This window comes from Variovorax sp. GW823-FHT02B07 (genome assembly GCF_058797695.1).
The window spans coordinates 192,618-212,391 of sequence record NZ_JBXAJX010000003.1; the positions used below are offsets into that span (position 1 = coordinate 192,618).

The window sequence follows — 19,774 nt, forward strand, 5'->3', positions numbered from 1 at the left end:
ATGATTCGACGCTGGCTGAGACGCATCGCCCTCACCCTGCTGGGATTTCTGCTGGCCATCACGCTGTACGTGGCGGTGGCCTGCGCGCTGGTCTTCCTGCCGGCCCACACGAAACCACCGGCCGAGCCTGCGACCGTCGAGGCCTGGGTGCTGAGCAACGGCGTGCACACCGACCTGGTGTTTCCGGTCCGCTCGGCCACCATCGACTGGTTGCAGCTCTTTCCACTGTCCGACTTCAAGGCACCGCCACCCGATGCCGAGTTCGTCGCCATCGGCTGGGGCGACCGCGAGTTCTACCTGCACACGCCGACCTGGGGCGACCTGACAGCCGCGCGCGCCTTCGGGGCGCTGTCGGGCGGCAACCGTTCGCTGCTGCACGTGACCTACCTGCAGCGCGCGCAGCTGCGGCGCGGGGCCTACAAGCTGCCGCTCTCGCAGGCGCAGTACGCGCAGCTCGTGGCCCATGTGCGCGCCACGCTGCCTTCAGGCCGCGCGGTGCCGATCGCGGGTGCGCACTACGCGAACGACGATGCCTTCTACGAAGCCCGGGGCAGCTATCACCTGTTCGAGACCTGCAACACCTGGACGGGGCGCGGCCTGCGCCAGGCAGGCGTCACGGTGAGCCGTTGGACGCCCTTCGACTTCAACGTGACGTGGCATCTGCAGCCGGTGCTGCAGCCCTGACGATCTTCAGGGCTTGGGCACGCCTGCCGACCAGGTGGGCCAGTTCTTCACGATGTGATCGACCACGCGCGTGCCTACCAGCGCGATGTTCTCCACCGTCTCGGCAAAGCCGCCCGCCGTCTCGCCCGGTGCCGGGTCCAGGTGCTGCAGCGTGCTTTCCTTCGGGTTGCCCTGGTCGAAGTTGACCGCGCCGCGCAGGCTCATCACGCGGTCGGTGCCGTGGGTGCGCTTGATCACGAGGGTGATGGCGGCGGCTTCCATTTCGGTGATCACGTAGTCGTCGGCGCCATACAGCTTGGCGATGTACTGCGCCTGCTTCGACATGCCCGGGCCGTGGAAGAAGGTGTCGCCCGTCATGTGCGTGCCGGTGCCCACGAAGGGGGCGCGGCGCGCGGCGGCGTCGGGGTAGCGCAGGCGGTACTTGCGGGCCGATTCCGCGTCCTTGAGCGGCGTGTCGGCCGACAGCTTCATGGCCCAGCCGACGAGGTCGGGGTTGAGCTTGAAGCGGCGGTACTCCTCGTAGCCCTTGCGCGGCATGAAGGTGGGCTCGCCGGGCTTGTTCTCTTCGGGGGCCCAGCGGTGGCCGAGGTCGTAGTCGACCAGCCAGGTGGCCCAGCTCACCTCGCCGATGGTGCCGCGCTGGGGCGGCGTGCCGGCCACGCCGGAGATCACGTAGTAGGCCTGCGAGAAGTCGAACTTCGGGTTCAGCAGGATGGCCTGCATCGACGACGACGAGTTGACCTTGCCCATGCCCAGCACCGCGCCGCACACGCCGTCGGCGTTGCAGTACACGGGCTGCAGCGCGCCGGGCACGGCCACGGGCGTCGCGCCCTTCCAGTAGCGCTCGTACCAGTGCTGGAACTCGCCGGCGCGGTCGCCGGTGTTCTGGCCGATCTCGAACATGGCGGCCACGAACACCTTCACCTTGACGGGGGCGGCGGCAGCAGCGCGGGTGTCGGCCGTGGGCGAGGTGGAGGCACAGGCCGTGGCGAGCAGCACGGCGCCGCACAGCGCCAGACCGCGGCTGCCCAGGGAGAAGCGACGGGAGTTCAGGAGGGACATGGGTGGAATCCGAAGAGAAGGAAGGAAAGGAAAGCGCGCCTCGGCAACAGCGTGCGGCGTCCTACACCGCACGATTGTCGATGCTGGCACAAGCGCGATGTCATGCCTTCGATGCAAACCCCATGCCGGCCCGCACCGGCTGCCACCTCAGCGCTGGCCGGCGGACTGGTCTACGTGAACCCCGGCATGCCGGGCATCCGCCGGCTGAAGTGGGGCGACGGCTTTCGCTACCGCGACGCGCTCGGCCGCTGGCTGCGCGATGCCGACGCGCTCGCGCGCATCCGCAGCCTGGCGATTCCGCCGGCCTACACCGAGGTGTGGATCTGCCCGCTGCCGCAAGGCCACCTGCAGGCCACGGGCCTGGACGCACGCGGCCGCACTCAGTACCGCTACCACCCCGGCTGGCGCGCGCTGCAGGACGGCACCAAGTTCGAGCGCCTGGCGGCCTTCGGGCGCGCCCTGCCCCGTTTGCGCGCCCGCGTGGCGCGCGACCTGCGCACGGGCACCAAGACGCCCGGTCGCGCGCAGGTGATCGCCACGCTGGTGCGCTTGCTCGACACCACGCTGCTGCGCGTGGGCAACGAGGCCTACGCCAGCAGCAACGGCTCGTTCGGCCTCACCACGCTGCGCAACCGCCACGCGGCGGTGCAGGGTTCGGCGCTGCGGCTGCGCTTTCGCGGCAAGAGCGGCGTGACGCACGAGGCCCGCGTCGACGACCCGCGCGTGGCCCGCGTGGTGCGCCAGTGCCAGCAGCTGCCGGGGCAGGCGCTGTTCCAGTACACCGACGAGACGGGCGAGGTGCGCGGCGTGTCGTCCAACGACGTGAACGACTACATCGCCGACGCCACCGACACAGGCAAGGGCGAAGGCGAGCGCTTCACCGCCAAGGACTTCCGCACCTGGCACGGCACGGTGCAGGCGCTGGAGCTCACGCGGCGGGCCTGTGCCTGGGAAGGCGAGCGCCGGCCCGGCGCCAGGGACATCCTCGTGGCCGTGGCGCGGCAGCTCGGCAACACGCCGGCGGTCTGCAAGAAGGCCTACGTGCACCCGGCCGTGCTGGCGCTGGGCGAGGCGCTGGCGCGCGCGGACGACACGGCGGCGACGGGCACCTTGCTGGAGAAGATCGCGGCCCGTGCCGCCACGACCGGCCCGGCGCGCGGCCTGGTGGCGGCGGAGCGGCGATTGCTCGCCTTCCTGCGGACGACTCAGCCCGCCGCGAGGGCGAAGCGCACGGTGTCGGCGTCGAGCAGCACGGCGTAGCCGAGGTCTTCGGCCAGGTTCTGCAGCGCCACGGTGTCGATGGCCAGGGCGCGCGGCGCGCGGTGGGCGTCGAGCACCGCGTTCGCGCCGCCGGCCTCGCGCACCCGGGCGTGCAGGCGCAGCGCGTCGGTGCCGTCGGGTTCGATGCGGATGGTGCCGGCCTCGTCCGCGCCGTCGTGCAGGTAGCCCAGCGCGCCCAGGAACAGGTAGCGCAGCGCGGCGGCATTGGGCCAGCGCGGCTCGTCGTCCTGCGGGGCGGCGAGCGCCTCGTCGACCTCGAGCGCCACGCCGTGCAGGTCGAAGGCCGAGCGCATCAGCGTCATGCACTGCGCCACCAGCGCGCTGCGCGTGATGCCGTCGTCGGTGGTGGCCAGTTCCCAGTCGCGCAGCGAGCGGATCGCGGCCACCAGCTCGGACACCTGGCTGTCGATGAGGTTCACCCGCTCCTCGCAGGCCGCGGGGTCGACGGGGTCGGCCGCCACCTGCCGCTTGAGCATCAGCACCGCCATGCGGATCACCGAGACGGGCGCCGTCATGTCGTGCCGCAGCGCCGGCAGGGCGCGCGTGAGCAACTCGTGGCGCACGCCGGCCGCAATCCAGCTGCGGGCGCTGGGAGACGACTTCATCGCGGCGCAGCGGCCCGCAAGGGCGCGCGGCCCGTGGGACGAGAGGCGGCAGGGAGCACGGTCAAGGCAGGATTCCTGAAGGCGGGAACAAGGCCACGAGTATCGGCCCCGCTCCGCGCCGCGGCTGTAGGAGCCTGCCTACGCGCGCCCTGCCCGCCGGGCCGCACCTTCAGCGCGCGCTCAGGGTTTGCCGAGGTAGGTGCGCACGTCCTTCACCTCGACCCCGGCGGCCGCGACGGCCGAGCGCAGCTGCGCCTCGGTCACGCCCAGCGTCTGGGTCCAGTAGCGAACTTCGTGGAGTTCGTTGACATTGATGCGGGCCGCATCCTGCGGTCCGCGCTTGCTCAGGTCATCGGCCATGGCGTGGATTCCTTGTTGAAGGCTCCCACGATGCGGCCTGCACGGCGCATCGGCTGGCGGACAGCAGCGCGGCTCCTTGCAGGATAAGTCCGAGAGCGCGTTGCAGATGTCCGGAAGCAGCGGGCCGGCGCAACGCGGCGCACCTATCGTCCCCGCTCCTTCACTTCATCCGCCGCACCCCATGACCCCCGAGCAGAACAAGCGCGCCGTCGTCGACGCCTGGAAGGCCTTCGCCAGCCGCGACCCGCAGCGCGTGCGCGCCGCCTTCACCGACGACGCCGAATGGCTGGCGCCCAAGGACAACGCCACCGGCGTGGCCCTGGGCTTCACCGACCACATGATCGGGCCGCAGACGATCGTGCGCTTCCTGGTCGAAGAGTTTCCGAAGCTGTTCGTGGCCGACGTGTCGGTGGACTTCACCCACCTGCTCTGCGAAGGCGACACCGTGGTGCTGGAGATGCGCCTGCAGGCCACGCTCGCCAGCGGCCGGCACTACGACAACGACTACTGCTTCATCCTCGAGTTGCGCGAGGGCCGAATCGCCCGCATGCGCGAGTACATGGACACGCAGAAGGGGCGCCGCAGCGTCATCGGCGACCTGCCGGCCGACCTCAGGGCAGCCGGGCCCTCGCTTGCAGTTCCCGCTTGAGCAGCTTGCCGTTGGCGGTGGTCGGCATCGCGTCGATCACCTCGATGCGCGCCGGCCGCTTGTAGGGCGACAGGTGCTCGGCCAGGTGCGCGCGCAGCGCCGCCTCGTCGAGCGACGCGCCAGGGTTCAGCTCGACGAAGGCGACGATCTGCTCGTTGCCGTCGGCCTCGGGCACGCCGACCACGGCGCACAGGTGCACGCCGGCGAAGCGGCCGATCACCGCCTCGACCTCGGCCGGGTACACGTTGAAGCCCGAGCGGATGATCATTTCCTTCAGCCGCCCCACCACGAACAGCGCGCCGTCGGCGTCGAAGCGGCCGAGGTCGCCGGTGGCGTACCAGCCGCCGGGGCGCATCACCAGTGCGGTGGCGGGCGCGTCGCGGAAGTAGCCCAGCATCAGGCCCGGGCCGCGCAGCCAGATCTCGCCGGTGTCGCCGGGTGCGACCTCCGTGCCCTCGGCCGTGACGATGCGCCCCTCGCCGCCTTCGACCACGTAGCCGGCCGAGGTGTCGGCGCGCGGCGCCTCGGTGCGCGTGAGGAACACCGAGCCCGCGTACTCCGACAGGCCGTAGCCGTAGTGCAGCGGCTGGCCGAACAGCCGCTCCACGCGCTGCTTGAGCGCCGGGTCGAGCGGCGCGGAGCCGGTGTACACATAGCGCAGTTGCGGAAAGCGCGGCGCCAGCTGCTGCGCCTCGATGTGCGCCAGCAACCGCGCGTACATGGTCGGCGGCCCGAGCAGGTTCGACACCTGCCCGTGCGCCAGCGCCTCGAGCATGTCGGCCGGCGAGAAGCTGCCGCGCAGCACCAGCGCGGCCCCGCCCGTGAGCGCGGCCATCAGCACGGTGCCGATGCCGAAGATGTGGGTCATGGGCAGGAAGGCGTAGACGCGGTCGCGCGTGTCGAGCGCACGCACCGCCGCCGACACGCGGCCGAAGTGCAGCAGCCCGCGGTGCGACACCATCACGCCCTTGGGCGTGCCCGAGGTGCCCGAGGTGAAGATGATCGCGGCGGCATCGGCCAGCGCCGCATCGGGCTCGGGACGGGCATCGGCGCGCGCGGCGGTGAACATCACGCCGGGCAGCGTCGCCGGCACGGCCGACGCGCGCTGCGCATGCGTGCGCGCCGCGTCGGACGCGTCGGTGGTGAAGCCACACAGCCGCGCGTCGGCGCGCTCGGCAATCGCCGCGATCTCGCCCGGCGACATGCGCGCGTTGACGCCGCACGACCACGCGCCCACACGGCTGCAGGCCAGCAGCAGCGCGATGTGGGCGGCGCAGTTCTCGGCCACCAGCAGGACGCGGTCGGTCGGCCGCACGCCGGCGGCGAGCAGGTCGTTCGCGGCGGTCTCGACCATGGCCTGCAGCGCGCCATAGGTGGTGGTGCCATCGGGTTCGTGGAGAAACACCGCGTCCGGCGTGCGGGCCGCGCGGTCTTCGAGCAGGTGATGAATGCGGGGCTGCATCGGCTATTCCGCCTCGATGCCCTTGGAGGCGCTCGCCCACAGCTTGCGGTCCGACACGCCCTTGGTCGCCAGCACTTCCGGCGCACCCGTCCAGACCTCGTAGCCCTGCTCGCGCAGGCGGTGCGCGATGTCTTCGCGCGCCAGCATCTTCTGCGCCGCGGCGTTCACGCGCGCCACCAGCGCCGGGTCCATGCGCGCCGGGCCGTACAGGCCGAACCAGCCGCCCACGTCGTAACCAGGCACGCCCGACTCGATCATGGTCGGCACGTCGGGCAGCATGCGGTTGCGCTGGCGCGAGGTGACGGCCAGCGCGCGCAGCTTGCCCGACTGGATGAAGGGCCGCGAGGTGGCGATGATGTCGAACATCATCGGCACGGTGCCGGCCATCACGTCGGCCAGCGCCGGGGCGCTGCCCTTGTAGGGCACGTGCGTGAGCTGCACGCCGCTCATCTTCTCGAGCAGCGCGCCGCTCAGGTGGTTCGACGCGCCCACGCCCGCCGAGCCGTAGAACAGCTTGCCGGGCTTGGCCTTCGCATACGCCAGCAGCTCGCCCACGTTGCGCACCGGCAGGTCGTTGTTGACCACCAGCACGTTGGTGTAGTCGACCAGCGGCGCCAGCGGCGTGAGGTCCTTCATCGGGTCGAAGGGCATGCTGCGCTGCACGTTCGGGTTGATGGTGATGGTCGGGCTCGCGCCGAAGAACAGCATCGCGCCGTCGGGTGGCGCCTTGGCCACGGCGTTGCCGCCGAGCGAGCCGGCGGCGCCGGGCCGGTTGTCGACGATCACCTGCGTGCCCAGCTCCTGGCCCAGCGCGGGCGCCAGCAGGCGCGCGGCGCCGTCGACCGGCCCGCCGGCCGAATAGCCGACCACCAGCTTGATGAGCGGCGGCAGCGGCTGCTGCGCGAAGGCGCGGTGCGGCAGTGCGGCCAGCGCCGCGCCGCCCGCCAGCGCAGCCATGAGCTGGCGGCGCGAAAAGAGGTCGAGGGATTGCATGAGCGTTGTCTCCAGTTGTGTATGTCTTTGGCGGCTCACATCGCTCAGGCCGGCAAGTCCAGGACTTGCCGCGCGAGGATGTTGCGCTGGATCTCGTTCGTGCCGCCGTAGATCATGGCGGCGGTGGAGCCGATGAGCGGCGAGAGCACGTTGAAGCTCTGGCCGTCGAGCACCTGGTCGCCCGCGACCGCGCCCTGCTCTTCGCCGGCCTCGACCAGCAAGGCGCCGATGCGGTGGTAGGTCTCGCTGGCCCAGATCTTCAGCAGCGACACCGACGCGGGCAGCGGCTTGCCCGCGCGCACGATGTCGGCGAAACCCGTGTACGCGGCCGACAGGTCGAGCACGTCGAGCCGCAGCGCCGCGAAGCGCTGTGCGAACACCGGGTCGGCGAACAGGCGCCGTGCCTGCCCGAGCCGCGCCAGCTGGCCCAGCGCGTACTGCGACTGCTTGGGGCTGCCCAGGAAGATGCGCTCGAAACCCAGCAGCGCCTTCGCGATGGTCCAGCCGCCGTGCAGCCGGCCCACGAGCTGGTCGGCCGGCACGCGCACGTTGTCGAAGAAGACCTCGCAGAACTCGGGCTCGCCCGCCAGCGTGTGGATGGGCCGCACGGTGACGCCCGGCGTGCGCAGGTCGCACAGCAGGAAGCTGATGCCCTCCTGCTTGCGCGCGCCCTTGTCGGTGCGCACGAGCATGAAGATGTGGTTCGCATCCTGCGCGAGCGTGGTCCAGATCTTCTGGCCGTTCACGACGAAGTGATCGCCCTGCGCATCGCGCCCCGCCACTGCCTCGGTGCGCAGGCCGGCCAGGTCGGAGCCGGCATTGGGCTCCGAATAGCCCTGGCACCACACGTGCTCGCCGCTGAGGATGCGCGGCAAAAAGCGCTGTTGTTGTTCGGGCGTGCCGTGCTGGATCAGCAGCGGCCCGATCATCACGATGCCCTGGTCGGGCGCGCGCGCCACGCCGTGCTGCTCCAGCTCCTCGATCCAGGCGATGAGCTTGTCGGCCGGCAGGCCCATGCCGCCGTGCGACTGCGGCCAGGCCGGCGCGATCCAGCCCTGCGCCGAGAGCGTGAGGTACCACTCGCGCACCTCGCTCCAGCGCGCGCGGTGCGACAGGTAGCGCAGATGCGCCGGATAGCGCTGCTGCAGGAAGCCGCGCACCATGCGGCGGAACTCGGCCTCGGGCATGGCGGACCAGTCGGTGGTGCGCGCGAGGAACTCGCCGTTCCAGGCCACCGCACCGCTCGCAGCGGCCTCGGCCTCGCCGGTCAGCGCGGCATGCCGGCGCTGGTGCGCCGTGGCATTGCCCAGCCACGCCGACAGACACAGCACGCGCTTGTAGAACAGGCTCAGGTCGCACTCCTGCGTGTAGCCGATGGCCCCGTGCAGCTGCACCGCCGCGCGCGACGCCTGCAGCGCGGCAGCGGTGCAACGCGCGTTGACGCGGCTGGCCTCGGCTTCGAGCCGGTCAGAAGGCAAGGCGCCGTCGCTTGCCAGCGCCAGCACCTCGTTGAGCGTGGCCTGCGCCACCTCGAGGTGGATGAACATGTCGACGCTGCGGTGCTGCAGCGCCTGGAAGCTGCCGATGGCCTTGCCGAACTGCGAGCGCGTGCGCAGGTAGGCCAGCGTCTGCGCCAGCATCGCCTGCCCTGCGCCGAGCAGCTCCGCGGCCTGCAAGATTTGTCCGGCCGCGAGCGCCTGGCGCAGCGCCTCCTGCGCGGCCGGCCCGCTGGCCAGCACGGCGTCGGCCGGCAGCACGACCTCTTCGAAGCGAAGGTTGGCTGCCTGGCTGCCATCGACCAGCGGCACGAGCGTCTCGCTCACACCGGCTGTGCCGCGCGGCACCCACAGCAGCACGGCGTCGTCCTCGCCGCGCGCCGACACCAGCCAGCCGCTGGCGGCGGCGCCGGGCAGCACCATGAACTTGTCGCCCTGCAGCAGCACGCCACCCCCTTGACCCGCGCGCGCCTCGCAGCCGCAGGCCAGCGGCACGGCGCTGAGGTCGCCCGCGCTTTCCTGCCAGGCCAGCGCGGGCAGGCTGCGGCCCGCCACCAGCTCGGCCAACAGGGCACGCGCAGCCGGCGTGTCGAGCCGCGCCAGCAGCAGCGCGCTCAGGCCCGCCACCGCCAGCAGCGGCTCGGGTGCCGCGTGTTCGCCGGCCGCGCGCAGAATTTCGGCGGCGCCGTCGAGCCCCAGTGCGAGGCCGCCGGCCGCTTCGGGCGCCAGCATGCCGGGCCAGCCGAGCGCGGCGATCTCGCCCCAGCCTTGCGCCTCGTCGGCCTGCGGGTGTTCGGTGCGGGCGCGGCGTCGCGCGGTGGCGCCGCTGCGGGTGAAGTAGTCGAGCGCCGCTTCGCGCACGGCCAGGAGTGAGTCGGAATCCATCGCGCTGTCTGCCTTTTCTTTTCCGTTGCAATGACGGATCGCAGCGTGCCCGAAGACCCCGCCGGCGGGCATTCGCGATTGCGGAAGGGAGGGTTTCGCAATCACTGAGCGCCTGCGGGCGCGTGCGGGGATAGATTTGCGGCCATGACAAAGATCAAGAAATCCCTGCACACCGACCTCGGCCACAGCACGCCCGACAAGATCACCGTGCGCGGGCGCGACCTGCCCTCGGAAATCCTCGGCCACCTCAACCTGGGCGACATGGCCTTCCTGGAGCTGACCGGCCGCATCCCGACGCCGCAGGAGTCCGTGACCTTCAACGCCATCGTCGTCACGCTGGTGGAGCACGGCGTGACGCCCAGCGCGCTGGCCGCGCGGCTCACCTACGCCGGCGCGCCCGAAGCCTTGCAGGCCGCCGTGGCCGCCGGCCTGTGCGGGCTGGGCACCGTGTTCGTGGGCAGCACAGAAGGCGCCGCGAAGATGCTGTACGAGGCCATTCCCTTCGGCGAGAAGCCGAGCCGTCCGCTGGCCGACATGGCCAAGGACATCGTGGCCGACCACCGCGCGCGCAAGATCATCGTGCCGGGCCTGGGCCATCCGCTGCACAAGCCGATCGACCCGCGCACGCCGCGCCTCTTTCAGATCGCGGCCGAGAACGGCCTGTCGAGCCACTACGTCGCGCTGATGCAGGCCGTGCAGGAAGAGGCCGAGCGCGTGTCGAGCAAGTCGCTGCCGATCAACGCCACGGGCGCCATCGGCGCCATTGCGGCCGAGTTCGGCTTTCCGTGGAAGATCATCCGCGGCTTCGGCGTGATGGCGCGCGCCATCGGCCTCGTGGGCCACATCCTCGAGGAGATCGACGACCCGATGGCCATCGAGATCTGGCAACGCGTCGAAAAAGAAGCGGGCGGCCCCCGCCAGGACTGAACACGATGATCGCTACCGACAACCGTTTCCCCGACATCCGCGACGCCGTGCGCGACCTGTGCGCGCAGTTTCCCAACGAGTACTTCCGCAAGGTCGACGAGGCGCGCGCCTACCCCGCCGAATTCGTCGACGCACTCACCCAAGCCGGCTGGATGGCCGCGCTGATTCCGCAGGAATACGGCGGCTCGGGCCTGGGCCTGACCGAAGCCTCGGTGATCATGGAAGAGATCAACCGCTGCGGCGGCAACTCGGGCGCCTGCCACGGCCAGATGTACAACATGGGCACGCTGCTGCGCCACGGCAGCGAGGCGCAAAAGCGCCAGTACCTGCCGAAGATCGCCAGCGGCGAACTGCGCCTGCAATCGATGGGCGTGACCGAGCCGACCACCGGCACCGACACCACCAAGATCAAGACCACGGCCGTGAAGAAGGGCGACCGTTACGTCATCAACGGGCAGAAGGTGTGGATCTCGCGCATCCAGCATTCGGACCTGATGATCCTGCTGGCGCGCACCACGCCGCTGGCGGACGTGAAGAAGAAGTCGGAAGGCATGTCGATCTTCATCGTCGACCTGCGCGAGGCCATCGGCAAAGGCATGACGGTGCGGCCCATTCTCAACATGGTGAACCACGAGACCAACGAGCTGTTCTTCGAGAACCTCGAGATCCCGGCGGAGAACCTCATCGGCGAGGAAGGCCAGGGCTTCAAGTACATCCTCGACGGGCTGAATGCCGAGCGCACGCTGATCGCAGCCGAGTGCATCGGCGACGGCTACTGGTTCATCGACAAGGTCACGGCCTACACGAAGGACCGCGTGGTGTTCGGCCGCCCCATCGGGCAGAACCAGGGCGTGCAGTTCCCGATTGCCGAAGCCTTCATCGAGACCGAGGCCGCGAACCTGATGCGCTACCAGGCCTGCCGCCTGTTCGACGCGCGCCAGCCCTGCGGCGCGCAGGCCAACATGGCGAAGTACCTCGCGGCCAAGGCGAGCTGGGAGGCGGCCAATGCGTGCCTGCAGTTCCACGGCGGCTTCGGCTTTGCGTGCGAATACGACATCGAGCGCAAGTTCCGCGAGACGCGGCTGTACCAGGTGGCGCCGATCTCGACCAATCTCATCCTGAGCTACGTGGCGGAGCACATGCTCGGCCTGCCACGCTCGTTCTGAAGGACTGCACATGAACGCCATCGATCACCCCAGCAAGGTGCTCGCGACCTTCGCGGCCGAGCTGAAGTTCGCCGACATTCCCGCGCCCGTGCTGCGCCGCACCGAAGACCTGATCCTCGACTGGCTCGGCTCGGTGCTCGCGGCCCGCACGGCGCGGCCGATACGCAGCATCGAGCGCTTCGCTCAGATGATGGGCCCCGCTGAAGGCCCGAGCGAAATCCTCACCTCGCGGCGCACCAGCTCGCCGCTGTTCGCGGCGATGGTCAACGCGGCGGCCTCGCACTACGTGGAGCAGGACGACGTGCACAACGGCTCGGTGTTCCACCCCGCCGCCGTGGTCATCGCACCCGCACTCGCAGTGGCACAGAGCCTCGGTGCCAGCGGCGCGCAGCTGCTGACGGCCGTGGTCGCGGGCTACGAGGTGGGCATCCGCGTCGGCGAGTTCCTGGGCCGGTCGCACTACCGCACCTTCCACACCACGGCGACGGCGGGCACGCTCGCGGCGGCCGCGGCGGTGGGCCGGCTGCTCGACCTGTCGCCGCAGCAGATGCTGCATGCCTTCGGCTCCGCCGGCACGCAGTCGGCCGGTGTGTGGGAATTCCTGCGCGACGCGGCCGATTCGAAGCAGCTGCACTGCGCGCACGCGGCGGCCAGCGGGTTGATGTCGGCCTACCTCGCGCAGGACGGCTTCACGGGCGCGGCGAAGATCCTCGAAGGCGCGCAGGGGCTGGGCGTGGGCATGTCGAGCGACGCCGATCCCGCGAAGCTCACCGACGGCCTGGGCACGCGCTGGACGCTGGCCGAGACCTCGTTCAAGTACCACGCCTCCTGCCGCCACACACACCCGGCCGCCGACGCGCTGCTGCAGGTGATGGAGCAGAACAAGCTCCAACCGGCCGACGTGTCCCAGGTCACGACCCACGTGCACCAGGGCGCCATCGACGTGCTGGGCCGCGTGACGGTGCCGGCCACGGTGCACCAGGGCAAGTTCTCGATGGGCACGGTGCTGGGCCTCATCGCCGTGCACGGCCGCGCAGGCCTGGGCGAGTTCGACCGCGACTTTCTCTCGCCCGAGGTCTCGGCCTTCCGCGAGAAGGTGACGATGGCGCTGGACGACGAGGTCGACACCGCCTACCCCGCGCGCTGGATCGGCAAGGTCAGCGTGCACACCGCCGACGGCCGCACGCTGGCCGGCCGCGTCGACGAGCCCAAGGGCGACCCCGGCAACAGCCTGAGCCGCGCCGAGATCGAGGACAAGATGCAGCGCCTGGCGCACTACGGCGAAGGCGCGACGGCCGACGAAGCGAAGGCGCTGTGCGAGCGCGTCTGGCAGCTGGCCGGCACGGCCCGCGTGGGGCGCTGGCTGGCCTAACGGGGTTCAGGCGAACAGCCGGCCCTGCCCCGGCGAGCGCGCATCGAGCCCGGCGGTGCGCACGAGGTCCCAGAAGCCCGCGGGCGAGCTGGACACCACGGGCACCCGCAAGCGCGCCTCGACCTCGCCCACGGCATCGAGCGTGACGAGGCCGCCGCACGAGATGAGGAGGCCGTCGGCGCCGGGCTGGTCCTCGAACACCTTCAGGCACAGGTCGACCAGCACCTCGGTCGACACCTGGCCCACGGCCTGCACGTCGGAGATGGCCAGGCCTTCGAGCGCCAGCGGTTCGAAGTCGCTCTGCTCGAGGTAGGTGCGCAGCTGCGTGTTGACCTCGTCGATGTAGGCGGTGGCGACCGCCACGCGCCGCACCTTCAGGTGGCGCAGGCCCGCAAGGATGGCGTCGCTCATCGTCGTGCAGGGCAGGCCCGTGGCCTGTTCCATCTCGCGCTTCAGCTGGCGGGTGAAAGCGAGGCCGCGAAAGAAGCTCAGCGAGGTGCCCATGAGGGAGACGGCGCTGGCGCCTTCCGCCTTGAGTTCCAGCGCCTTGCCGATGACCGAGTCGATCACCTCGGTGTAGCCGCGCGTGGAGATTTCGCCGAGGCCGAGGCCCTTGGCGCTGAAGCGGATGCGGTCGCCGTAGAGCAGCGGGCCGTCGACCGGCACGGCGCCGGCTGCGGGCGGAACGATGAGGCCGAGATGGGGTTGCGTCACCTCAGTTCCCCTCCGCCACGATGCGCTGGTCCGTGATGATGCGTTTCCATCGCGTCGTTTCCTCCGCCATGTCCTTGCCCAGCTGGGCCGGCGTGGCATAGGCGCGCAACGTGCCTTGCGCAGCGGCGGCCGTGCCCGTCTCGGGCATGTCGAGCACGGTCTTCACGGCGGCCGAGAGCTTGTCGACCACATCGTTCGGCGTGCCCGCCGGTGCCAGCAGGAAGATGCGCGGCGCCACGTCGAAGCCCGGCAGCGCCTCGGCCAGCGGTGTCACGCCTTCGGCACCTTCGAGCTTGGCGTTGTTCAGCAGCGCGAGCGCGCGCAGCTTGCCGGCCTTCGACTGCGCCATCGCAGCCGTGGCGCTCACCACGCCCAGCGGCACCTGGCCGCCGACCACGTCGGGCACGATCTGCGCCGCGCCGCGGTAGGGCACATGCACCACGAACGCGCCGGTGGATTGCTTGAGCATCTCGAAGCCCAGGTGCTGCACGGTGCCGACGCCCGACGACGCGTAGGAGTAACGGCCCGGATGCGCCTTGAGTTCCTTGACAAGTTCGGCGGGTGTCTTCGCGGGAAAGTCGTTGCCCGCGACGATCATCAGCGGCGACACGAAGGCGCCGGCCACGGGCTTGAAGCTGGTGAGCGGATCGATCGCGATCTTCGGCTGCAGCAGCTTGGCGATGAGCAAGGCGCTGTCGCCCATCATCAGCGTGTAGCCGTCGGGCGGCGCCTTGGCGACGAGGTCGGCCGCGATGAGGCCGGTGGCGCCGGTGCGGTTTTCGACCAGCACCTGCTGGCCCAGCACGGCGGGCAGGCGCGCGCTGAGCATGCGCGCGACCGCGTCGACGCCGCCGCCGGCCGAGTAGCCGACGACGATGCGGATGGGCTTGTCGGGAAACTTCTGCGCCCACGCGGCGGGTGCGGCGGCCAGCAGGCCGGCCAGGGCCAGAGCGGCCTGCAGGGCATGCCGGCGCGAGGGCCGCATGGCGTCTGTTCTTCTGTCGTTCATCTTGTCTCCGTGGTGGTCGGGATGCGCCGGCCGTCTGCGCGGCCTGGTCGTGGTCGGAAGTGTCGTCGGGTGGCGCTCAGGCCTTGCCTTTCCCGTGCGAGGTCGGCAGCTTCGCGAGCTCGCGCACGCGCTCGGCGTTGGGCGTGAAGCCCAGCCCCGGCGCCTCGGGCAGCGTGAGCCAGCCCTGGTCGGGCACGGGCAGGCCGTCGAAGATCTGCTTGAGCATCTGCACCGCGACGTAGTGGTACTCGACCAGCCCGCCGTTGGACACGCCCGCGTGCAGGTGCATGTTGTGGAAGGGCCAGGCGCCGCCGTTGTCGATGGGCACGTTGAAGGCCGCGGCCATGCCCGCGATCTTCAGGCACTGCGAGTAGCCGCCCGAGATGGTCACGTTGGGCTGCAGCACGTCGGCCGCCTGGTTCACCAGCAGGTCGCGAAAGCGGAAGGCCAGGCCCTCGTTCTGCCCGCAGGCCAGCGGAATGCGCGTGCGTGCGCGCAGCTGGGCCATCTGGCGCACGTCGTTCTGCGTGAGCGGCTCCTCGAAAAAGCTGATGCCGTAGGGCTCGATGCGGTGCGCGAGTTCGGTGGCATGGAACAGGTCGAGGCCGCAGTTGGCGTCGACGTACAGCTTGACGTCGGGGCCCACGGCCTCGCGCACGGCGGCCACGCGGCGCACGTCTTCGGCAATGACCTCGTCGAGCGGACGCGGCTCGTCGCGGCGCGCGAGCGCGTGGTTGCCGACGGTCATCTTCAGACGCTGGAAGCCCTGCGACACCCACAGCTTGGCGGCGGCGGCGAGCTGGTCGCGCTCGAAGAAGCCGAAGCCGAAGGTGGCGTACACCGGCACCTTGGCGCGCGCACCGCCGAACAGGCGCCACAGCGGCTGGCCCAATGCCTTGCCCTTCAGGTCCCACAGCGCGATGTCGAGCGCGGCGATGGTGTGGCTCGCGTAGCCGGTCTGGCCGCGCGGCGAGAGCAGCCAGTAGAGCTTCTCCCACAGGCGCTCGGTGGCCATCGGGTCTTCGCCGATCAGCGCGGGGCCGGCCACTTCGCGCACGGCGGCGGCAATGATTTCTTCTTCGGTGATGGCGGTCATGCCGTGGCCGACGAGGCCGGTGTCGGTCTCGATCTCGGTGAGGCACAGCGACAGCGAGGTCTGCTTGTTCAGGCCGACCACGTCGATGGTCACGGGAATGTTCAGCGGCGTGGCGCTGACGCGGATGATCTTCAAGGGTGTCTCCTTTGGTGTGCCCGCATCTTTGCGCGAGGGCCGCAGGAGAACAATTCGTTTTTGGCGAGTTCGAGCCTTCGCGCGGCGCGAAGGCTCGTTGCCCGATGGCCTCAGCTCAGTCGGGGCGGCCGAGGTGTTCGAGCACCGAGCGCGCGGCGGCCGTGAGCTCCTGCTGGCGGCGCACGCACAGCAGGTGGCGGCGCAGCGCCCAGGGCGCATCGAGCTTGAGGCAGCGCAGCTTGAGAATCTGCAGCTGCGGCAGGATGGCCGCATAGGGCAGCACGCCGATGCCCACGCCCTGCTCCACCATGCGGCAGACCATGTCGAAGCTGCCCACCTGCATGCGCACCTTGAGCGGCACCTGGGCCTCGAGCGCGGCGGCCAGCAGCACGCGGTGCAGCGCCGTGCCTTCGCGCACCACGATATGGTCGTGACGCAGCACCTCCGCCACGTCGATGCGCTTGCGGCGCGCCAGCGGGTGGTCGCGCGCGACCACCACGGCCAGCTCGTCGGTGCGGTAGGGCAGGCATTCGAGGCCGTCGGCGGGCGTCTGGCCCTCGATCACGCCGACGTCGGCCAGGCCGGCCTGCACGGCCTTCACCACCTCGGTGCTGGCGCGCTCCTGCAGGTCGATCTTGAGCACCGGGTGCAGGCGCAGGAACGAGCCGATCTGCGCCGGCAAAAACTGCGCGATGGTCGAGGCATTGGCCGTGATGCTGACCACGCCCGCCACGCCGTTCTGGAAATCGTCGAGCTCGGCGCCCAGCCGGTCCATGGCCGAGAGCACGGCGCGCGCATGCAGGAGAAGCCCATGGCCGGCCGAGGTGAGCGTGACGCCGCGCGCATGGCGCACCAGCAGCGGCAACCGCGCGCGCGCTTCGAGATCGGAGATGCGTTTGCTCGCAGCCGCGAGCGCGATGTGGCAGCGCTTGGCGCCTTCGCTGATGCTGCCGTGGTCGGACACGGCCACGAACAGGCGCAGCGACTTCAGGTCGGCGGACATGGCCCGTCGCGCCTCAGGTCAAAACGAGGTGATCGAACAGCTCGCGCGCGGAAGCCGGCAGCTGCTCGCGGTTGCGCGCGATGAGCTTGAGTTCGCGTTCGGCCCAGGCGTCGCTCAAGGGCACCGTGGCGATCCGCATCGCCATCGACAGCCGCTGCGCCGACGACGACGGCAGCACGCCGACGCCCACGCCGGCTTCGATCATCAGGCAGATGGCCTCGAAGCTGCTCACCTGGATGCGCGGGTTGAAGCCGCGCCCCGCAAGTTCGGCGCGGCGCTGCAGAAAGCGGTGGATCGCGCTGCCGTGGTGCAGGCCCACGTGCTGCTCATCGAGCGTGTCGGCAAAGGCCACCGACGACGCGCCCGCCAGCGGGTGTGTGGGCGGCACCACCAGCACGAGCTGGTTGCGCCCGAACGGGCGCGCATCGAACTCGCCGGTGTGCACGTCGCCCGCGAGGATGCCGATGTCGGCCTCGCCGTCGGCCACCGCGCGCACGATTTCTTCGCTCAGGTATTCGCGCAGATCGACCTGCACGGCCGGGTGCTGCGTGAGAAAGCCCGCAAGTTTTTGCGGCAGGTACTCGGTGATCGAGGTGGTGTTGGCGAACACCCGCACATGGCCCTTGATGCCCTTGCCGAAGTCCTGCATGTCGCAGCGCAGGTGCTCCATCTGCTGCATCACGCGCTTGGCGTGGTACAGCACCGCCTGCCCCGCCGCCGTGAGGCTCACGCCCTGCGCGCTGCGGTGCAGCAGCTTGCCGCCCACCGCCTCCTCCATCTGCTTGATGCGCGTGGACGCGGCGGCCAGCGAGATGCAGGCCTTCTCGGCGCCGCGCGTGAGGCTGCGCGCGTCCGCCACGTAGACGAACAGTTTCAGGTCGAACAGGTCGAAGTGCAGGTTCACCGGGCGGGCACGAAGGAAGCGGGAGGAACGCGCATTGTCCGGCGAACGGCGTCGCCTGCAGCCGCTTGCGGGTTTGTCCTCAGAAGGTGTGAATGAATCCGGACATGGCGGGTTCGCTCACGCCTTCTCAGACCGGGTCCCAGCTGAACACGTCGGCCGAGCGGTCCAGCGGGAAGAAACTGGCGCGCATCGCGGGCATGGCGTGCTCGGCGATGCTCTCGGGCGTCCAGCCTTCCGAGCGGTGGATGGAGCGCACCGGTCGCGGCTGACTGATGAGTGAGATCTCGTTGTTGCGCACCGAGAAGATCTGCCCGTTCACGTCCGCCGCCGCATCGCTCGCCAGGTACACCGCGAGCGGCGCCACCTTGGCGGGTGTCATCTGCTTGATCTTGTCGACGCGCGCGCGCTGCTCGTCGGTGTCGGTGGGAATGGCGCCGATCATGCGGCTCCAGGCGAAGGGCGCGATGCAGTTGGAGCGCACGTTGAACTTGAGCATGTCCAGCGCGATGGACTTCGACAGCGCCGCGATGCCGAGCTTGGCCGCCGCGTAGTTGGCCTGGCCGAAATTGCCGATCAGGCCCGAGGTGGAGGTCATGTGCACCAGCGCGCCCGAATTCTGTTCCTTGAAATGCGTCGCGGCCGCGCGGCTCACGAAGTAGGCGCCGTACAGGTGCACCTTGATCACCGCGTCCCACTCGTCGACCGACATCTTGTGGAAGAACCGGTCGCGCAGGATGCCCGCGTTGTTCACCACCGCATCGATGCGCCCGAAGCTGTCGACCGCGCATTCCACGATGCGCCCCGCGCTCGCGGCATCGGCCACGCTGTCAGTGTTGGGCACGGCCTGCCCGCCCGCCGCGCGGATCTCCTCGACCACCTGCTGCGCCGGCCCGGCACTGCCGCCGGCGCCGTCGAGCCCCGCGCCGATGTCGTTGACCACCACCTTCGCGCCATGTCGCGCCATCGCGAGCGCGATGTCGCGCCCGATGCCGCCGCCCGCGCCGGTGACGACGATCACTTTGCCTTCAACCATTTTGTCTCTGCTCCGGATGTTCGACCGCGGGTTCGCGGGATCGATTCCAGAATGCCACAGGGGGCGGGCTGCGGGTTCGGGAATTCCGAAGAGGGGCTTCGCCTGTGCCCTGTGAACTCAGCAGCGCGCGCTGGCCTTGAAGGCCGTCACCTGCTCTGGCGTCATGCGTTGCTGCGTGGCCCTGTTGATGTAGTTGGCCTCTTCGCGAATGGCCTGGAACGAACCGTCCGCCTGGCCGTACCAGACGACAAAGCCGCAATGGGTGTCCATGTTCTGGAACTGACTCACCAGGTCGGCCGCGATGTAGACACCAGGCCGCGGGGCCGACGGCGGGTTGTCATAGCGCGTGATCTTCCGGATGCGGCGGCTCGTGACCGGCCCGGAAAGCGCGTTGAACTCCTTCTGGGCAGCGCTCCAGCTTTCCTGCGAAACCGTGGCCTTCATCGAATCTGCAAAGAAGCCATAAGCCTTCGCAAAATCGCCCGAATCCTTGGCCTTCAGATATTGGTACGTCAGCGCCTCGACCTGCTTCTGGTCTTCTTCGGGCGTCGATGGCGGCTTCATCGTGGAGGGTGCGGCGGCCACCTTTTCCGGGGCGACCTGTCCGCATCGGATCTCCTGGCGAAGCGCCAGTTGGCCCGACGCCGCTGAAGAGGCCGGATCAACGGGCTCCTGACGTGCGAAGCTGTAGCGCCCGAAGGTGACCTGGTTTTCGCCGCACAGCTTCTGCGCCGTGGGCCCCAGTCGGGCTTGCCCGGCGGCAATTTCGAGCGGTTCGCTCACCTTGAGCGTCAACTCGTACGCGGCATTGCCGAGCTGCCTGACGGCAACTTCCTCGCCCGCGATGGCGGGACACGCGGTTGCCATGAACAGCAATGCGCCAGCCGTCGCGCGTGAAAGCACTGAACGCATTTTTTCTCCCCGATGGACAACGAGAT

19 protein-coding genes are annotated in these 19,774 nt (G+C 70.0%); 6 read left to right on the top strand and 13 right to left on the bottom strand.

Features of this window, described 5'->3' with window-relative positions; all coding sequences use genetic code 11:
- Positions 1–684, top strand: coding sequence for a TIGR02117 family protein (locus AC1RGU_RS18645; RefSeq protein ID WP_492697297.1), 684 nt, complete (start codon positions 1–3; stop codon positions 682–684).
- Between the two features lie 6 nt (positions 685–690).
- On the opposite strand, the gene AC1RGU_RS18650 is transcribed toward AC1RGU_RS18645, so the two are convergent.
- A complete protein-coding gene (locus tag AC1RGU_RS18650; RefSeq protein ID WP_492697299.1) occupies positions 691–1,746 on the bottom strand; it encodes a purine-nucleoside phosphorylase in 1,056 nt (351 codons plus the stop codon).
- A gap of 102 nt (positions 1,747–1,848) precedes the next feature.
- On the opposite strand from AC1RGU_RS18650, the gene AC1RGU_RS18655 reads away from it, so the two are divergent.
- Positions 1,849–3,006 (top strand): DNA topoisomerase IB, encoded by a 1,158-nt coding sequence (locus AC1RGU_RS18655; RefSeq protein ID WP_492697301.1) that lies wholly within the window; start codon positions 1,849–1,851, stop codon positions 3,004–3,006.
- Here AC1RGU_RS18655 and AC1RGU_RS18660 read toward each other — a convergent pair.
- Both AC1RGU_RS18660 and AC1RGU_RS18665 read right to left on the bottom strand, forming a co-directional pair.
- Positions 2,952–3,632 (bottom strand): hypothetical protein, encoded by a 681-nt coding sequence (locus tag AC1RGU_RS18660; protein WP_095746526.1) that lies wholly within the window; start codon positions 3,630–3,632, stop codon positions 2,952–2,954. The two genes, AC1RGU_RS18655 and AC1RGU_RS18660, sit on opposite strands and share 55 nt — an antisense overlap.
- A 180-nt stretch (positions 3,633–3,812) precedes the next feature.
- Complete coding sequence (locus tag AC1RGU_RS18665) at positions 3,813–3,992, bottom strand: DUF3606 domain-containing protein (RefSeq protein WP_062477985.1); 180 nt, start codon at positions 3,990–3,992, stop codon at positions 3,813–3,815.
- 181 nt (positions 3,993–4,173) lie between these two features.
- Here AC1RGU_RS18665 and AC1RGU_RS18670 point away from each other — a divergent pair, with 181 nt between their 5' ends.
- The gene (locus AC1RGU_RS18670; RefSeq protein WP_492697303.1) at positions 4,174–4,641 is read left to right on the top strand and encodes a nuclear transport factor 2 family protein; all 468 of its coding nucleotides are present in this window, start codon (positions 4,174–4,176) and stop codon (positions 4,639–4,641) included.
- Here the strand turns inward: AC1RGU_RS18670 and AC1RGU_RS18675 are convergent.
- From AC1RGU_RS18675 to AC1RGU_RS18685, 3 genes are read right to left on the bottom strand one after another with little or no spacing between them, the layout of a single operon-like run.
- On the bottom strand, positions 4,604–6,103 hold the full coding sequence (locus AC1RGU_RS18675) for a class I adenylate-forming enzyme family protein (protein ID WP_492697304.1): 1,500 nt from the start codon (positions 6,101–6,103) through the stop codon (positions 4,604–4,606). The two genes, AC1RGU_RS18670 and AC1RGU_RS18675, sit on opposite strands and share 38 nt — an antisense overlap.
- 3 nt (positions 6,104–6,106) lie before the next feature.
- Entirely contained in the window at positions 6,107–7,096 is a 990-nt protein-coding gene (locus AC1RGU_RS18680) for a Bug family tripartite tricarboxylate transporter substrate binding protein (RefSeq protein WP_489057872.1), read from the bottom strand.
- 44 nt (positions 7,097–7,140) lie between these two features.
- Positions 7,141–9,477: an acyl-CoA dehydrogenase family protein gene (locus tag AC1RGU_RS18685; RefSeq protein WP_492697306.1), complete on the bottom strand. Its 2,337-nt coding sequence runs from the start codon at positions 9,475–9,477 to the stop codon at positions 7,141–7,143.
- A gap of 144 nt (positions 9,478–9,621) precedes the next feature.
- Between AC1RGU_RS18685 and AC1RGU_RS18690 the strand changes: the two genes are divergently transcribed.
- Genes AC1RGU_RS18690 through AC1RGU_RS18700 form a run of 3 tightly spaced genes read left to right on the top strand, consistent with a single transcriptional unit; the run spans position 9,622 to position 12,942 of the window.
- On the top strand, positions 9,622–10,404 hold the full coding sequence (locus tag AC1RGU_RS18690; RefSeq protein ID WP_492697308.1) for a citryl-CoA lyase: 783 nt from the start codon (positions 9,622–9,624) through the stop codon (positions 10,402–10,404).
- 5 nt (positions 10,405–10,409) lie between these two features.
- Positions 10,410–11,570 (top strand): acyl-CoA dehydrogenase family protein, encoded by a 1,161-nt coding sequence (locus AC1RGU_RS18695; protein WP_492697309.1) that lies wholly within the window; start codon positions 10,410–10,412, stop codon positions 11,568–11,570.
- Positions 11,571–11,580: 10 nt separating this feature from the next.
- Positions 11,581–12,942, top strand: a complete 1,362-nt coding sequence (locus AC1RGU_RS18700; RefSeq protein WP_492697310.1) for an MmgE/PrpD family protein — start codon at positions 11,581–11,583, stop codon at positions 12,940–12,942.
- A 6-nt stretch (positions 12,943–12,948) separates the two neighbouring features.
- Here AC1RGU_RS18700 and AC1RGU_RS18705 read toward each other — a convergent pair whose 3' ends face one another.
- The 7 genes from AC1RGU_RS18705 to AC1RGU_RS18735 all read right to left on the bottom strand — a co-directional run bounded on the left by AC1RGU_RS18705 (position 12,949) and on the right by AC1RGU_RS18735 (position 19,748).
- Entirely contained in the window at positions 12,949–13,656 is a 708-nt protein-coding gene (locus AC1RGU_RS18705) for an arylmalonate decarboxylase (RefSeq protein WP_492697312.1), read from the bottom strand.
- Between the two features lies 1 nt (position 13,657).
- Entirely contained in the window at positions 13,658–14,665 is a 1,008-nt protein-coding gene (locus AC1RGU_RS18710) for a Bug family tripartite tricarboxylate transporter substrate binding protein (protein ID WP_492697313.1), read from the bottom strand.
- 76 nt (positions 14,666–14,741) lie between these two features.
- A complete protein-coding gene (locus tag AC1RGU_RS18715) occupies positions 14,742–15,896 on the bottom strand; it encodes a mandelate racemase/muconate lactonizing enzyme family protein (protein ID WP_070062161.1) in 1,155 nt (384 codons plus the stop codon).
- 115 nt (positions 15,897–16,011) lie between these two features.
- On the bottom strand, positions 16,012–16,899 hold the full coding sequence (locus AC1RGU_RS18720) for a LysR family transcriptional regulator (RefSeq protein ID WP_492697314.1): 888 nt from the start codon (positions 16,897–16,899) through the stop codon (positions 16,012–16,014).
- A gap of 13 nt (positions 16,900–16,912) precedes the next feature.
- Complete coding sequence (locus tag AC1RGU_RS18725) at positions 16,913–17,803, bottom strand: LysR family transcriptional regulator (protein ID WP_070062160.1); 891 nt, start codon at positions 17,801–17,803, stop codon at positions 16,913–16,915.
- A gap of 127 nt (positions 17,804–17,930) precedes the next feature.
- Complete coding sequence (locus AC1RGU_RS18730) at positions 17,931–18,836, bottom strand: SDR family NAD(P)-dependent oxidoreductase (protein ID WP_492697315.1); 906 nt, start codon at positions 18,834–18,836, stop codon at positions 17,931–17,933.
- Between the two features lie 117 nt (positions 18,837–18,953).
- Positions 18,954–19,748 (bottom strand): DUF4019 domain-containing protein, encoded by a 795-nt coding sequence (locus tag AC1RGU_RS18735; RefSeq protein WP_492697317.1) that lies wholly within the window; start codon positions 19,746–19,748, stop codon positions 18,954–18,956.
- Positions 19,749–19,774 lie beyond the last annotated feature (26 nt).

What these genes read in the sequence shown, in the direction of transcription:
- AC1RGU_RS18645 (WP_492697297.1), top strand. Translation starts at nt 1, where the DNA reads ATGATTCGACGCTGGCTGAGACGCATCGCCCTCACCCTGCTGGGATTT.
- AC1RGU_RS18650 (WP_492697299.1), bottom strand. Translation starts at nt 1,746, where the DNA reads ATGTCCCTCCTGAACTCCCGTCGCTTCTCCCTGGGCAGCCGCGGTCTG.
- AC1RGU_RS18655 (WP_492697301.1), top strand. Translation starts at nt 1,849, where the DNA reads ATGCCTTCGATGCAAACCCCATGCCGGCCCGCACCGGCTGCCACCTCA.
- AC1RGU_RS18660 (WP_095746526.1), bottom strand. Translation starts at nt 3,632, where the DNA reads ATGAAGTCGTCTCCCAGCGCCCGCAGCTGGATTGCGGCCGGCGTGCGC.
- AC1RGU_RS18665 (WP_062477985.1), bottom strand. Translation starts at nt 3,992, where the DNA reads ATGGCCGATGACCTGAGCAAGCGCGGACCGCAGGATGCGGCCCGCATC.
- AC1RGU_RS18670 (WP_492697303.1), top strand. Translation starts at nt 4,174, where the DNA reads ATGACCCCCGAGCAGAACAAGCGCGCCGTCGTCGACGCCTGGAAGGCC.
- AC1RGU_RS18675 (WP_492697304.1), bottom strand. Translation starts at nt 6,103, where the DNA reads ATGCAGCCCCGCATTCATCACCTGCTCGAAGACCGCGCGGCCCGCACG.
- AC1RGU_RS18680 (WP_489057872.1), bottom strand. Translation starts at nt 7,096, where the DNA reads ATGCAATCCCTCGACCTCTTTTCGCGCCGCCAGCTCATGGCTGCGCTG.
- AC1RGU_RS18685 (WP_492697306.1), bottom strand. Translation starts at nt 9,477, where the DNA reads ATGGATTCCGACTCACTCCTGGCCGTGCGCGAAGCGGCGCTCGACTAC.
- AC1RGU_RS18690 (WP_492697308.1), top strand. Translation starts at nt 9,622, where the DNA reads ATGACAAAGATCAAGAAATCCCTGCACACCGACCTCGGCCACAGCACG.
- AC1RGU_RS18695 (WP_492697309.1), top strand. Translation starts at nt 10,410, where the DNA reads ATGATCGCTACCGACAACCGTTTCCCCGACATCCGCGACGCCGTGCGC.
- AC1RGU_RS18700 (WP_492697310.1), top strand. Translation starts at nt 11,581, where the DNA reads ATGAACGCCATCGATCACCCCAGCAAGGTGCTCGCGACCTTCGCGGCC.
- AC1RGU_RS18710 (WP_492697313.1), bottom strand. Translation starts at nt 14,665, where the DNA reads ATGAACGACAGAAGAACAGACGCCATGCGGCCCTCGCGCCGGCATGCC.
- AC1RGU_RS18720 (WP_492697314.1), bottom strand. Translation starts at nt 16,899, where the DNA reads ATGTCCGCCGACCTGAAGTCGCTGCGCCTGTTCGTGGCCGTGTCCGAC.
- AC1RGU_RS18730 (WP_492697315.1), bottom strand. Translation starts at nt 18,836, where the DNA reads ATGGTTGAAGGCAAAGTGATCGTCGTCACCGGCGCGGGCGGCGGCATC.
- AC1RGU_RS18735 (WP_492697317.1), bottom strand. Translation starts at nt 19,748, where the DNA reads ATGCGTTCAGTGCTTTCACGCGCGACGGCTGGCGCATTGCTGTTCATG.